Below are 14,581 nucleotides of genomic sequence, written 5' to 3' on the forward strand. Positions count from 1 at the left end.
ATCGAGCGGTCTTCGCCCGGATCGCAAGTGGTTTCCGATCGCATCCGATTGCTAGTTTTCCATCCATGGCCGGCAAGCGCGGACGCTTTTGGCTTTTGGCATGCGCCGCTTTCGCCATTCCATCCCTAGCGATACGGCCTTCGCAAAAGCATCTCCACGCCGCGCAGGCCAAGCAAGACAGCGCGCGCGCGGTAAAAGCGGCCGCCGCTCCCGATTTGGGGGCCATCGCGTCCCCATCCAAGACCGGCCCGGTCCAGCCGATAGCCGCGACTGGAACCCCTCCAGCGGCTTCCAAATCTTCCGATCTCCCGCCTTTGCCTCCCCCGGCCACCAACGGGGCCATGCCCCCTGAGCCGGCCCCGGCCGCCGTTCCGCCTCCGCAGATCCCCGCCGCCCCGGCGCCGACTGTTTCCGCTCCTTCTATGCCGGCCTTGTCGCCGGCCGCCCCGGCGACCGCCGCCGAGAAAAACCGGATGGATTCCCTACTGAAGACGGGGACCATCAATGCCCGGGACGAAGACAGCGCCGATATGGCCGAAGCCGAGGCCGGCCCCGCGCCCGCCCTGCCGGGAGGAAAACCGGGATTGCCTTTTCCGATGAAGAAGCCCGGCCGCAAGGAAGTCGCCGCCTTCCAGATGGCGGTACTCAATGCCATAACCGCCATCGATAGAAAGGATTACCACAAGGCCCTCAAGGTCCTCGGGAAGACCCAGCCGAGCGAGCGGCTGGCTCAGGTCTATAAGACCATCCTGATGTCCACCATCTACCATGGTCTCCAGGATTACCCCCGCGAGGACAGCGTTTTGCGCACGGCCCTCGATTGGGTGGGCGGTTCGACCTGGCAGAGCTATTTGCTCAACCGGCGCATCCAGGCCTTCCCCTTGACGCATCCGGACGATTCCGCGCGCCTGCAGTTCTCGGCGAAGGTCATCCAGGCTCCCGTGTCCTCGTCCGTGAAAATCAACTTCCTGTACGATCTGCTCAAGCTCCAGGGCTTCACCGGGAATCCGGAAGGCTTCGATATGTTGTTGAAGCGCATCACCGTCTCCGCCCCGGCGGACCGGCGCCTCGATACGCTATACCAGATGCTTTCGCCCTACCTGCCGCCGGGAACGGGCACTTGGGAACGGCAGAATCTGATGTTGGATCTGGAAACCAAGCTGGCGTTCTATCCGGCCGCCATCGCCCGCAGCGAGGCGGACCTCAAGCTGGTGCCGGGGGTGCCGGAGAAGAAGCAATTGCATTGGGACTACGCCAGCCTGTTCTATAAGGCGAAGGAATACCCCAAGGCGGTCACCGCCTATTCGAAATGGATGGAACGTTACGGCGAAACTCCCGAGGCAATCATGCAGGTGGCGCGTTGCTACGATCGCCAGCAGGATCCCAAGAAGGCCATTTTCTGGTACGACAAATTGCTGGAGAAATATCCCAAGCATGAGAAGACTTCGGAGATCTACTGGATGCGCGCCTGGGATCTGGAAGCGGCCGGGGACTATGAGGAAGCCATCGAATTCTATTACCGGCAATTGGCCGACTTCAGCGCCAATAAGCGGGGCGATTGGGCCAACTTCCGGGTAGGGCTCTGCCAATACAAGGCCGGCAATGCCGCCGCCTCCCTGCAGGCTTTCAAGGCCATCCGCGAGCAGGTCAATTCCAACGCGTATCCCGCCGGCTTATTCTGGGAGTCCCGCGCCCTGGATTCCTTGCGCGACTCAGCGGGCTCAACCAACTCGCTGATCGAGCTGGCGAGGAAATACCCGTTCACCTTCTACGGGCACCTGGCGCGCCAGAGCCTGCAAGCCCGTCATGCCTGGCCGGATAGCCTCGAACCTTGGAAGCGCTTCGCCGCCTCGACCCCGCAGTCCATCAAGGGATGGATGAAGACGGAAATGTCGGGGTTCAAGGAACGGCTGGAGGACGGGTACGAGAGCGAGTATCTGCCCCTGGGCAAGTTGCTTCAGTTCAAGCTGGATACCCTGGCCATCCTCACCTGGCGCACCATCCCGGCCAAGACCAAGAACAATCCTTGGTTCCTTTACGTGCACGCGCGCAGGTTCCAGGAGCGCGACCTTTGGCGGGAGGCCTACCGCATCGGCCTCCAGTTGAGCTACAAGATCCCGCCCGATCGATGGGGCAGCGCGCCCAAGGAGGTGCTGCGCCTGATCTATCCCCGGCCCTTCGAGGGGTTGGTGCAAAAGTATTCGGCCAAGCGCGGTCTCGATCCCGCCTTCGTGTACGCGCTCATGCGCCAGGAATCGGGATTCGATCACGAGATCAAGTCCGGCGCGGGGGCCATCGGGCTCATGCAATTGATGCCGGCCACCGGCAAGGCGGTCGCGAAGAAGGAGAAATGGCCCCGGTTCGATCCCTACAGCCTCGTGGAACCGGAGGTCAACATCGGCCTGGGCACCGCTTACCTGCGCGATCTTAAAAAGGAATACCGGGGAGGGATCCATTGGGTGCTCGCCAATTACAATGCGGGACCGGAAGCCACCCGCCGTTGGATCGCCGCCGCGGCTTTGCCCGCGCCTTCGGGACCGGCGGTGGCCGCCCTCGGGATGACCGCGCCGGGCTTCGGCCTGGGACCCTCCATCGCTCCCACTCCCGGGACTTGGGCCACCGGGGGCGAACGCCCGCTGGATGCGGTGCTGGAAGACATTTCCTATTGGGAGACCCGCGATTACGTGAAGAAGGTCATGGGGAATTATTGGACTTACCGCGTCCTTTGGAATAACCGCGCCCACGCTTCCGCCGCGCCTTAAAAGCCGTCCGATCGGCCGTGGCTCGGCCCCGCTCTTCGCCCGTATCGCGCCAGGGCTTTAAGGGCGCGCCTACCCCCTAATTTCTAGTTTATCCCGCATGTTCCGCATTGGCCTCCCGCGCGCACGGCGCGCGTCGATTCGGGCCCCGAAACCAATCGGGCCGCGGGCCGCTGGCGCCGGCCCCCGCAAGGGATCGCCGGCCTCGCTCTTAGCCCTTATTCTGTTAGGGGTTCTAAGCGCCGCTGCGGCAAGCCTGCCTGCGACCGGCAGGGCGGAGGAACCGGGAAACGGATCGGCCGTAGCATCGACCGGAAAATGCTGGGCGGTGGCCCGCCTCAAGTACGGGGGCGGGGGCGATTGGTACGCGGGACCAACCATGTTGGTCAATCTTTCCAAGCGGTTGAAATCGGATTTGGGCCTTCCCGCCTGTCCCGATGAGCGCCAGGTGGGCTTGCTGGACGGCAACCTCTACGATTACCCCATCCTGTTCATGACCGGGCACGGCAATGTGGCCTTTTCGGAAGAGGAACGGAAAGTGCTGCGCGAATACCTCTTGCGCGGAGGCCTGCTTTTCGCGGACGACAATTACGGCTTGGATACTTCCTTCCGCCGTGAAATGAAGATCCTATTCCCCAACCATCCGCTCGTCGCCTTGGACAATCGTCATCCCGTCTTCTCATCCCATTGGAAATTCCCCCAAGGCCTGCCCAAGATCCATGAGCATGACGGCAAGCGCGCCACGGCCTACGTCGTGGCGATAGAAGGCAGGGCGGTGGTATTCTACAGCCATGAGAGCGATCTGGGGAACGGTTGGGAGGATCATGAGGTTTATAACGATCCCCTGGAACTGCATGAAGCGGCCCTGCGCATGGGCGTGAACGTGGTGGCCTGGTTCCTGCAAGGGGCTCCCGGCGGCGTCCCGCCCCGCGGGGATCGGGCCCAGACCGGTTCATGACCGCCTTCCCGAACCTGGATCGGCTGCCGCGCCTTTTGGCCGCGCAACGCCGCCGCCGCGCTTTGGCCGCCGCGATGAGCGCTTTCTTTCTCCTGCTATCCATCCATCTCATACTTCTGGCCGTTCTCGCATCGCTCTCCGTCCGCAACCCGCTCGCTCCCGCATGGCTCCTGGCCATGGGCTGGACCTTTCTGATTTACCTGGGCGTTCCCGCCGCCTTCATCCTCGCCATGGCATCTCCCCGCAACCGCCTGGAAGCGGTCGCCCGCGATCTGGATCATGCCAATCCCGCCGCCCCCGATCCTTTCCGGACCGCGCTGTCCCTGGCCAACCATGAAGGCGAAACCTTAAGCCAACTCGACCTTCTCATCGCCCCGCATTTGGGGCGGATGGTCCTCCCGCGGCCGTCGGCCTTTCCGAAGGCATTACGTTTGGCATTCCTGGCGGCGGTCATCGTCTTCGCGGGATGCGCCTTGGGTTCCAAGCGCCCCGCCGAATACTTCGCCCGCGCGGCCTCGCCTTGGCGCGCGCTCGCGCGCTTGCCCACCTTGCGCTTCGCCTTCGATCCGGCCAACCAGACCCTGGCCGCGGGGGATACCGCCCTGGTGACGGGCTCGGTCCGCAACTTGCTTCCCGGCCAATCCCTCTTCGCCTATCTACGCACCGCCTTAGGCGAGACACGTTATCCGGTTACGCCCGGGCCCGATGGCCGCTTCGCTTTCAGGCACGGCCCGGTCGATTCCGATTTCGTCCTGACCCTGGCGGGCGAGAACGGCCGTAGCGCGGCCCTGCCTTTCCGCGTGGTGGCCCCGCCCTTCCTGGCCCGCATCCAGGCCATCCTCCATCCTCCCGGATACACGCGCCTGCGCGACGATACCTTGCGTCGCCAATCATGCCGGACAAAGCGCGCGTTCCCCCTCTGTCATCGACACGCTAGGCCCCGGACGGTCTTACGTCCTCACCCGCGAAATCCGCCAGGCCGTCGATTACGCCTATTGGCTGGAAGACGAAGCCGGTATCCGCTCGCGTCCATCCGTGCCGTTCCGGATCGAAATGGCTCCCGATCTCCCGCCCGAAGTCGACCTGATATCGCCTGCCGCCGATACGGTCCTCGATCGGGATGGACGGCTGGCGCTTTCCTTCCGCGCCAAGGACGACTTCGGCATCTCTTCCTTCCAGTTGCATTGGAAGGTGATCGCGAATGGTAAGGCCCGCGCGGAAGGGAAGCGGGACATCCGCGATTGGTTGAAGGGTGCCAGCGCCGGCATCGCCCAGGCGGTATGGGATGCCTCCGGCCTGCATCTGCGGCCGGAAGAAGCCTTGGAGTTCCAACTGGTGGCGGCGGATAACGATACCGTGAACGGCCCCAAGCTCGGGCGCTCGGCGAAGCGCATCGCGCGCATGCCCACCTTGCAAGAGGTGGCGGCAGCGGCCCATCAACAGGAGCGGAGCGCCGAATCCAGCCTGAAGAGCGCATTGGAGCGCGAGAAGCAATTAGAGCGGAAGCTGGAACGCGAGAAGGAAACCCCCAGGGAAGAGGGGCCGCCCATGCTGGCCGAATACGAAATCAATCGCATCATGGTGGAAGATCCGCATGACCACCACCAGCGCGCCGCGGCCACGCTGGGGCAATTGCAGCAATCCTTGGGGGCGCAAGCGCGCGCCTCCGGCGGCGAAGGCTCCCAACAGGCCGGCCGGGACATGGCCCAGGTCCAGTCCGCCGTCCGCGAGGCGCAGGAGTTCTTGCAGCGGAACGAGCCCGTCCTTCCCAAGGGGAACCAGGGCATGCTGCCCATCGATGAGCGGCGCAAGAACCTGGATCGTTTGATGGCGGCGCAGAAGGAGGAGGCCGCCAAATTGGCCGGCCTCCGGGACAAGCTGGAGAAGGCCCCCGCCGGGAAACCCGACCAGGCCCAGGCCCGCCGGGACATGGCCAAGATGCAAATCGCCGAGCTGGCCAAGGAGTTGGAGAAGAACCGGCAGAACCAAGCCGATCTGGCCAAGCTGCTCCAGGAACAGCAGGACGAGGCCAAAGCCAAGAGCGATCTGATGGACCAAGCCATCCAGGAACAGATGAAGATGGCGGAGGATATGAAGTCGGCGGGGGATAACCTGAAGCAGGCGGCCGAATCCCAGGCCAAGAACGGGTTGCTTTCCCCCGAGCTGATTGAGAAGATGAAGCAGGTCCAGGACCTGCTGCGCGAGGTTTTGCCGGATAGCTTGCGGAACATGATGGAGAGCAAGTTGAAAGGCCAGGAGGTGGACGAGAAGGAGCTCAAGCAACGCTTGCAGGAGATGTTGGCGAAGCAGGCCGAGCTGGCGGAGAACCTGAACCGCGCCTTGGCCATGCTGGAGCAGATGAAGGATCGCAAGCGCTTGCAGGAGTTGCGCCAGGCCATAGGCGATTTGCAGGCGCGCGAGCAGGGCCTGAAGCAGCAATTGGATTCCGGGAAGGCGGGCGAAGCCCAGGACTCGGAACAAAAGGCCATCGCGCAGGAAACCCAGAAGGCCCTTTCCGATTTCTCCGCCCAGGCCGCGGCCCGCAAGGGTTTGCGGGACGTGAACAAGTCCCTCAACCCCGAGGCCGCCCAGAAGGATATGCGAGAGGTGCGCCGCTCCCTGGCCGATGCGAAGGGGAAATCCGGCGCGGCCAAGGCTTCCTCCGCCGCCCAAGCTTCGCAATCGGCCGCGGCGGCGGCCTCCAAGCTGGGGCAGATGGGCCAGATGCTCGGACAGGCCATGGCCTCCATGGGCGGGAATTCCGTCGACCTGGGCGAGGTCTCCGAGATCCTGCAAGAGTCCCTCGCGCTCTCGCGCCTCCAGCTCCTGATCCGCAGCGGCGCGGCCCGCCGCCAGTCCGAGGGCTGGCAGTCCGATGAAACCTCTCTTTACGCCAGCGTGGCCCAGACCGGCGCCTGGATCCAAGAGCGCGTGAAGGCCCTCTCCGCGCAAGTGCCCTTCCTGGGCGACGGACTCAACTCCCAGGCGCGGGCCCTCGCGCTAAGCGCGCGCGAAGCCGCGAGCCTGTACACCTGGGAAAGCTCCGAGAAGGCTCTGCGCGCCAACCAGAACTTGTCGCGCGAACTCCTCAAGCTGATGAAGATGGCCCAAAGTGGATCCGGATCGGGACAAGGGCAAGGGCAGGGCCAAGGCGAGGGGCAGGGGGAAGGCCAAGGCGGAGGCCAAGGGGGCGGTGACCTGTCCTCGGCCCTGAAGGGGATGAGCGGCAAGCAGATGGCCATCAATCAGGCGACCTACCAATTGCTGAAGGCGATGATGGAAAGCCGCGCGCCCGCCCCGGGCGCCCAAGGGGGTGGCCAGCAAGGCCAAGGGCAGGAAGGCCAAGGACAGGGTCAGGAAGGGCAAGGCCAAGGAGGTCAGGGGCAAGAGGGCCAAGGCCAAGGACAGAATGGGGAGGGCGGGACCATGGGCAGCATGGCCAACCAGCAAGGCGAGTTGGGGGAGAAACTGGAGTCCATGGCCGAGTCCGACAAGGAAGGCGGAGGTGCGGCGCAAAAGCTACGCGCCCTCGCGGATGAGGCCCGCCGCCTGGAAGAAGACCTGCGCATGGGCCGCGTCAACCCGGAGGAAATCAAACGCCGGCAGGACCGGTTCCAATCGCGCCTTCTGGAAGCCTCGAACGCCATGCAGGAGCGGGGCCAGAGCCAGGAACGCCAGGCCGAGACCAGCCGGGGCAACGGGGGCCCGCCCCCGCCGGCCGAGAAGGCCGCCGCCGAGGCGCGTCTCCTGGAACTGCTGCGCGAGGCCCGCCGCGAATCCAAATCCCTGAAATTGTCCGAAGGCCAGCGTAAGCGCTTGGACGAGTACTACGAAACCTTGTTAACGCGGTAGGATGCATGGCGATTAGGCTTTGGGCATGGGTCGACGCGCGGGTCGTACGGCTGGGCATGGCTACCCTCAACATGTTCGCGGGAGTGGCCGCCTTCCTCCGCTTTTGCGTGGATATGTTCCTGGCCATCCCTTCGATATTCACGAACTTCCATTTCACCATCGAGCAGATGTACCAGATTGGCATCACCAGCATCCCGCTGGTGGGCCTCACGTCCATCTTCACGGGCGCGGTGGCCGCCTGGCAGGCCGCCTATAACTTCGCCGACTACGTGCCCTTAAGGTACGTGGGCACGGCGGTGGGCAAGTCGGTGATGCTCGAGGTGGGACCGGTGCTCACCGCCTTGGTGGTGGCCGGGCGCGTGGGGGCGGCCATGACGGCCGAACTCGGGACCATGGCGGTGACCGAGCAACTCGACGCCATGAAGGTCCTGGACCTCAATCCTTTCCGCTTCCTTATGGCCCCGCGCCTGGTGGCGGGCATGATCATGCTGCCCATGCTGACCATCTTCTCGTCCTTCGTCGCCATCCTGGGGGCCTTGGCCGTGGTCACCCTCTTCAAGGACCTGTCTCCCGAATCCTTCTGGTACGGCGTGCGCCTGTTCTATACGAATTGGGACATGTTCGTCGGGATCCTGAAGTCCTTCGTCTTCGGGATCATCATCTCCCTGTTCGGCTGCTATTACGGCTATACCAGCACCCGGGGCGCCGAGGGGGTGGGCCGGAATACCATGGCGTCGGTGGTAGCCAGTAACGTTTCCGTCCTGATTTCGGGGTTTTTGATATCTAACTTTTTGCTTCGATAGAAAAGGGTACAGGGTACAGGGTTAAGGGTACAGGGTAGAGATAAGAGAGGGTGGTATTTCGGACCACCCGACGATAGACCCACCGGCGCGTAGCGTCACCTAACCCTTTACCCTTTACCCTGTACCCTTAACCCAGTCCTTAGACCCTCACTCAGCCAAGACCGCAGGGAGTCATATGATCCAGCGCTATCTCACCAACCTCGGCATGCAAGGCGATTTCGTCGACTCCCTCCGCGAGTGCTACAACCGCCGCGATCCCGGCGATCGCATTTCGTCGGTGAAAGCGGTATTGGCCAGGCACCGGGAGCGCATCCGCTCAATCAACCGCAGCGGCGCCTCGGGGACCGACACCGTGCGCTTCATCAGCGAGATGGTGGATACCCTCCTGCGCGTCATGTGGGACCAGATCGAGATGGCCCAGCCCGACGATGCCAACCTGGTGGCGGTGGTCGCCGTGGGCGGCTATGGGCGCCAGGAACTCTGTCCGCAGTCGGACATCGATTTGCTTATCCTCACCTCGGAGAAGCCCACCAAGCACGAGCGGGAGCAGGCCGAGGCCCTGGTGCGCAACCTATGGGATTTCGGATTCGTGCTCGGGCAGTCGGTCCGCAGCCTGTCGCAATGCGAAGAGGCCTCCACCAAGGACCCGGAGACCTGGACCTCCTTCTTGAACGAACGCTTCGTGTCCGGGAACCACGAGCTGTACCGCAAGTTCGTCCGCCTGATGAAGAAACGCCTGTTCCCCTGGCGCACCACGGCCCTTATCGAGGCCAAGATCCAGGAGCGCGAACAGCGTAAGACCCAGGTGGGCGTGCTGGTCCAGATGCTGGAGCCTAACCTCAAGGAGGGCTTGGGCTGCCTGCGGGACGTCCATTCCATGATGTGGATCGCCAAGGTGAAGCATGATTGCGATAACTTCCAGGACCTGGTGCGCGAAGGCCTGATCACCCCCCAGGAGCTGGAGGATATCCGGGTCGGGTACGATTTCCTCCTCCAGGTCCGCTGCTGCCTCCATTTCATGACCAATCAGAAGGACGATCGCCTCGGCTTCGGGATCCAACCCGAGGTGGCGGGCGAGCTGGGCTTCATCGACGACGAGAACCAAAAGGCTGTGGAGATCTTCCTGAAGATCTTCTACCACCACACCAAGACCATCCTGCGCGTCACCGAAGGCGTCATCTCCCGGTGGGTGAAGACGAAGGAGAAGACGGCCAAGCCGGCCGTGGTGAAGGACCATCCGCATTTCCAGACCATCGATGGGGCCTTGGATCTCAAGGCGCGGGTGGGGAACCCCTTCCTGGACAACGTGGGGCTCATGCTGGAATACTTCGAGATCGCCAACCGGCGCGATCTCTCGCATGCGCACCATGCCATTTTGCGCATGAAGCAAGCCATCAGCATCTTATCCACCAACCCGGAAATCGATCTCAAGAGCCATCTGCCCGAATTCCTCAAATTATGCCGATCCAAGGATCGGGTCGGGCGGATGCTGCGCACCATGAACGACGTGCGCCTCATCGGGCTGTTGATCCCGGACTTCAACTACATCTACTGCCACAGCCAGCACGACATCTACCACATCTATACGACGGACGAGCATACCATCACCGTCATCCGCCAGCTGGCCTACCTGGCCAAGCAGCAGGACAAGGATCTGGTCTCCCTCCAGGCCGCCCTGTCCCAGGTCAACGATATGGACGTGCTGATCCTGGCCTGCTTCTACCACGACATCGGCAAGGGCGTGGGCTCGGGCCATAGCGTCAGCGGCGCCAAGATGATCCTCGAGTATATGCGGCGCATGGGCATGTCCGACTCCCGTTGCAAGGAGGCTTCCAGCCTGGTGCTCTACCATCTCCTGATGAACGAGGTCATCCAGCGGCGCGACCTGGACGATCCCAAGACCATACGGGATTTCATCACCAAGGTGGAGACGCCCGCCACCCTCCACAAGCTCTACGTACTTACCTATTGCGACGTCTCTTCCGTGCATCCCGACGCCTGGTCCAGCTGGAAGGCCTCCTTGCTCCGGCGCCTCTATGAGCTGGCCCTGGAGGAGATGCAGCGGCCCTTCCAGGCCACCTTGGAATCCCGCAACCTGGAGGATCAACTCATCGAGATCGTCTCCAAGCGCGTGTCCGAGGCCGAAGTACGCCGCCATCTGGAACTCCTTCCGCGGCAATACGCCTCCTCAACCTCCGCCGAAGACGTGGCGAGCCATATCCAGATGATCGCCGCCTTGCAGTCCCAACCCTTCAGCGCCCGCATCGTGGAGCGCCAGACCCATTGGGAGGTCACCGTGGTCGCTAACGATGACGACGCCTTGCTCAGCCGCATCGCGGGCACGCTAGCCCATCTGGAGCTGTCCATCCTGAGCGCCCGCATCTTTACGCGGGTGGACGGAAAGGCCATCGATAAGTTCTGGGTCAGCGTGCCCGAGAACGGGCCCAGCAGCGCGTCCTTGGAGCAGCGCCTCATCAAGGAACTAGGCAAGAATTACCGGCTCTCGAAGGAAGAGCTGCACGAATTGCAGGCCCGCATCCAGCCCAAGATCGCCTTCGGAAGGGTTCGCGATCTGCCCATGAAGCCCGAAGTGGCCTTCTCCAACGCCATCTCGGAGAACTTCAGCACCGTGGACCTCACCTGCAACGACCGCATCGGGCTGTTGTTCCAGGTTACCAAGGTCTTCAGCGACCTCAAGCTCGACGTGCACGGAGCCATCCTCACCACCGAAGCCGACAAGGCGATGGACGCTTTCTTCATCACGACCCGCGATGACAAGAAGGTGGAGGACGCGGAACTCATTGATCTCATTGTGGCTACGTTGATCAAAGAGATCAGCGCCGCATAAGATGAGTCGAAGATCGCGCGCATGATCGAGCGCGCGATCGATCATGCGAGCGATGCGACTCGAAATTTTTTTTTCAATTCGCTTAATAACTGCTTGACTAATCAAGTCAACAACTTTATCATTTGATCATCAGTCAAGCAGATGCAGGATAGATTGATTCCAAATAGCAAGCAGCAAAATGGACAACGCGAGATCCTCTCCGGATCCCGCCTCGCTTCTCGGTCAATAATCATCGGCCTGAAACGAGATCCTGCAGAATCCCGTTACAAGCTTTACAACGTCAGAACCAATAAAAATCTAAAGCACGAAGGGAGGTGATCAAATGGCCGCCAAGAAGAAAGCGACGAAGAAAGTAGCCAAGAAGGCTACCAAGAAGGCAGCTAAGAAAGCATCCAAGAAGAAGTAGTACTACTTCCTCTGGATGATGCCTCTCTTCACGGATAGGCGTCAGAGCTTTAAGGGAGGTCAGGGTTTCCTTGACCTCCTTTTTCTTTTCCCGGATTTTTTTCCGCCCCGCATATATCCCTAAGTCGTTGATTTGCATAGGAAAAGCCGCGCAGCCGATGGACGTGCGCTCTCGCATGGCGGCTTCTTATCCCCAAATGGGCTCGAAGCGGATCGACCGGATCAGGGCCCGGTCCGGGCCGCGCAGACGGTCGCAGCCGAGCCCCCGGTCCGCTAGGGACTCGTAAGGCTACATGTATTCGATGGGGGGAACGCCGATCAGGTCCAAGGTCGACCCCAGGACGATGCGGGCGCAGTCGATGAGGAACAGGCGTTCCTTCTCTTCGGGCGAGCCGAGCACGCGGCAGCTATGGATGAAGCTATGGGAGGTTTCGGCTATCTCCAGAGCGTATTGCGCCATGGGACAGGGATCGTTGGCGTCGAGCGCGACCCGGATCTTATCGGGTAATAGGCTTAAGGCCCGGATGAGGGCTTGGGCCTGAGGCTCGGGGTAACGCGTGAAATCGAGACCGTCGGTTCCGTTTTCGGCCGGGCCCTTGAGGCCGGCGCGTTCATCCGAGGCGACCCCTGATCGCTCGATGCTTTTCCGCAAGATGCTGCATAGGCGCACATGCGCGTTCTGCACGTAAGGACCCGAGTCGCCTTCGAAGCTCAAGGCCTGATCCCACTCGAAGCGGATATCGTTGAGGCGCCGGTTCTTCAATTCGCTGAAGACGAGGGCGCCCACTCCGATGCGCAGCGCCAGCTCTTCCTTGCCCTCGGCATCGGGATTCTTTTCCTTGATGATGCCCAGGATCTTCTCTTGGGCCGCCTCGATCACGTCCTTCAACAAGCTGGCTTGGCCCGAACGCGTCTTGCCCTTCTCCCACCCGCCTTCTTCGCTCTTGATCAGCACCAGGCCGAAGGGAACATGCTCCATGCCCTTCGCCCAAGGGTAGCCCGCCAATTCCAGCACCTTTATCAGTTGCTGGAAATGCAGGCTTTGGCCGTTGTCCACCACGTAGAGGCACTTGGAAAAGCCGTAGGTCTCGGAGCGGTAGATGGCGGCGGCGATGTCACGCGTAACGTAAAGGGTGGCCCCATCCGACTTCCGCAAAAGCGCGGGAGGAAGGTTATGCGCGGAGAGATCCACGATGTCGGCGCCTTGGCTCCTCTGTACCAGCCCCTTCGCGGCCAGCAAGTCCAGCGTCTTGGGCATGTGATCGATGAAGTAGGCTTCGCCGATATAGCTATCGAAACCGACTTCCAGGAAACCGTAAATCCGCCGGAGCTCCGCCAGGGTGATGTCCTTGAAGGACTGCCACAGCCGGCGATACATCGCATCGCCGCTTTCCAATTTCTGGAAAGCCGCCCGGGCCTGGTCCTCCATGGAAGGATCGGCCTCGGCGGCCTTCGCGAATGCGGTATACAGCGCGTTCAGCCGCTCTATGGTCATGCCCGCCAGGTCGCTTTCGTGAAGCCCCTCGCGCAGGAACATCACGATCAACTTGCCGTAGGACGTGCCCCAGTCCCCCAAGTGGTTGATGCGCACCACCCGATATCCCGCCCGCGCGTAAAGCTTGGAAAGGGAATTTCCGATCATGGTCCCGCGTAGATGATGGAAGACCAATTCCTTCCCCATGTTGGGCGAGGAGAAATCGATGCAAACGGTTTCGCCATCGCCGCGGCGCGATGTCCCATAGGCGGCGCCCTCCTCGGCGATGGGTCCCAAGGTGCGGCGCGCGAACTCGGCGGCGTCGACGAAGAAATTCAGGTACCCGTTGAGGGCCTCGACCTTCACGATGGAGGCCGTGGGTTTGATCTGCCCGGCCAACTCGATGGCGATCGCCGGCGGGGCCTTGCGCAGTTTCTTGGCCAGGGGGAAGCAGGGGAACGCGAAATCGCCCTGCCCCAGATGTTGCGGCAGGGTGATGGCGTGAACGATGTCCTGGGCGGGAAGTCCGGTCAGGGGCGCGAGGAGCTCGGCGATCTCCTCTTTATAAGTCTTCATCCTCGTCTTCGGCGGCTTTTTCGTCTTGGGTGATGTAGTCTTCGGCCTTCAGCTTGGTGGCCTTGGCGTCCGCCCACAGGCGTTCCAGGGAATAATAGCTACGGGTATCCTTCTCGAACAGGTGGATGATCAGGTCCCCGTAATCGAGCACGGCCCAGCGCACGCCGCTATGGTATTCGGACCGTAAGGGCTTGATGCCTTCCTTGGAAAGCGCCTTCGAGGTGTTGTGCATGGCGACGCGCATCTGCGCCTCGTTCTGGCAGGTGCAGATCAGGTAGAAGTCGGTCAGCGAGCTCAGGCCTCGCAGGTCCAGCATCACCAGCTCGTCCGCCTTCTTGGCGAAAAGAAGCGCTGCGGCCTTGCCGGCCAGGGCCTGGGCTTCTACTACGGTTTTACTCTTTGCCATCGCTTGCTCAGCTCCTCGTAATCCTTCCCGATGATGACCGTGGCGTCCACGAGGGCCAGGGGATCGGAAAGATGGATCAGGTTATCGGTCTCCAGCACCTTGGCGAGATCGCGCGCCACCGGTTCGTTGCCGGTGCGGGCGATGACCAGGGTATGCGCGTAGTTCCAACTGCCCGCGTTGCCGAACTCGATGATGTCGAATCCGCGCTCGGTCAGGTAGTTGCGGAATTGTTCGGCCGCTCCCGGTTTGCCGCATCCGTTCAGGATTTGGATCTGACCGGTGTTCGGGATGAAGGGAACGGGTTTCTCCTCTTGCCTGCATGCGGGGAAGAGCAGAACCGTAGAGAGGGCGAGGCTTCCCCAGGCGGCCGATCGCAGCCGAGCGGCCGTTCCGTTCGGGGTCCTTAGGGCCGGCAGCCGGCGACTCGGGCCGTTCCAGGACCGGACTCGGAAGCGATGCTGTCGGGATTCGTTGCGGGGGGCGGCGAGGCGCAATAGGCA

General features: G+C 62.1%; 9 protein-coding genes. 5 read left to right on the top strand and 4 right to left on the bottom strand.

The genetic code is table 11. The features are described from left to right. Window positions 1–65 precede the first annotated feature (65 nt). From JF616_14905 to glnD, 5 genes are all read left to right on the top strand, one after another. Window positions 66–2,762 (top strand): transglycosylase SLT domain-containing protein, encoded by a 2,697-nt coding sequence (locus tag JF616_14905; GenBank protein ID MBW8889041.1) that lies wholly within the window; start codon window positions 66–68, stop codon window positions 2,760–2,762. Window positions 2,763–3,087: 325 nt separating this feature from the next. Further along, entirely contained in the window at window positions 3,088–3,717 is a 630-nt protein-coding gene (locus JF616_14910; protein MBW8889042.1) for a DUF4159 domain-containing protein, read from the top strand. A 1,053-nt stretch (window positions 3,718–4,770) separates the two neighbouring features. Next, complete coding sequence (locus JF616_14915; protein ID MBW8889043.1) at window positions 4,771–7,569, top strand: hypothetical protein; 2,799 nt, start codon at window positions 4,771–4,773, stop codon at window positions 7,567–7,569. A 5-nt stretch (window positions 7,570–7,574) separates the two neighbouring features. Beyond that, on the top strand, window positions 7,575–8,372 hold the full coding sequence (locus tag JF616_14920; GenBank protein ID MBW8889044.1) for an ABC transporter permease: 798 nt from the start codon (window positions 7,575–7,577) through the stop codon (window positions 8,370–8,372). A 175-nt stretch (window positions 8,373–8,547) separates the two neighbouring features. Continuing rightward, window positions 8,548–11,220 carry a [protein-PII] uridylyltransferase gene (gene glnD / locus JF616_14925; protein ID MBW8889045.1) on the top strand — a complete coding sequence of 891 codons (2,673 nt, stop codon included), beginning with the start codon at window positions 8,548–8,550 and terminating at the stop codon, window positions 11,218–11,220. A gap of 280 nt (window positions 11,221–11,500) precedes the next feature. Here the strand turns inward: glnD and JF616_14930 are convergent, their stop codons facing one another. The 4 genes from JF616_14930 to JF616_14945 form a co-directional block, all read right to left on the bottom strand. Then, on the bottom strand, window positions 11,501–11,803 hold the full coding sequence (locus tag JF616_14930) for a hypothetical protein (GenBank protein MBW8889046.1): 303 nt from the start codon (window positions 11,801–11,803) through the stop codon (window positions 11,501–11,503). A 111-nt stretch (window positions 11,804–11,914) separates the two neighbouring features. Next, window positions 11,915–13,675 (bottom strand): arginine--tRNA ligase, encoded by a 1,761-nt coding sequence (gene argS, locus JF616_14935; GenBank protein MBW8889047.1) that lies wholly within the window; start codon window positions 13,673–13,675, stop codon window positions 11,915–11,917. Next, complete coding sequence (rsfS, locus tag JF616_14940; GenBank protein MBW8889048.1) at window positions 13,662–14,081, bottom strand: ribosome silencing factor; 420 nt, start codon at window positions 14,079–14,081, stop codon at window positions 13,662–13,664. Before rsfS ends, argS begins: the two co-directional genes overlap by 14 nt. Continuing rightward, entirely contained in the window at window positions 14,060–14,575 is a 516-nt protein-coding gene (locus JF616_14945; GenBank protein MBW8889049.1) for a LytR C-terminal domain-containing protein, read from the bottom strand. The genes rsfS and JF616_14945 overlap by 22 nt, the downstream gene beginning before the upstream one ends. Window positions 14,576–14,581 lie beyond the last annotated feature (6 nt).

It is taken from the genome of Fibrobacterota bacterium, assembly GCA_019509785.1.
Lineage (GTDB): Bacteria > Fibrobacterota > Fibrobacteria > UBA11236 > UBA11236 > Chersky-265.

Excerpts from the sequence above, each read along its gene's own strand:
- JF616_14905 (MBW8889041.1), top strand. The coding sequence starts at position 66 with ATGGCCGGCAAGCGCGGACGCTTTTGGCTTTTGGCATGCGCCGCTTTC.
- JF616_14915 (MBW8889043.1), top strand. The coding sequence starts at position 4,771 with ATGGCTCCCGATCTCCCGCCCGAAGTCGACCTGATATCGCCTGCCGCC.
- argS (MBW8889047.1), bottom strand. The coding sequence starts at position 13,675 with ATGAAGACTTATAAAGAGGAGATCGCCGAGCTCCTCGCGCCCCTGACC.
- rsfS (MBW8889048.1), bottom strand. The coding sequence starts at position 14,081 with ATGGCAAAGAGTAAAACCGTAGTAGAAGCCCAGGCCCTGGCCGGCAAG.
- glnD (MBW8889045.1), top strand. The coding sequence starts at position 8,548 with ATGATCCAGCGCTATCTCACCAACCTCGGCATGCAAGGCGATTTCGTC.
- JF616_14920 (MBW8889044.1), top strand. The coding sequence starts at position 7,575 with ATGGCGATTAGGCTTTGGGCATGGGTCGACGCGCGGGTCGTACGGCTG.
- JF616_14930 (MBW8889046.1), bottom strand. The coding sequence starts at position 11,803 with ATGCGAGAGCGCACGTCCATCGGCTGCGCGGCTTTTCCTATGCAAATC.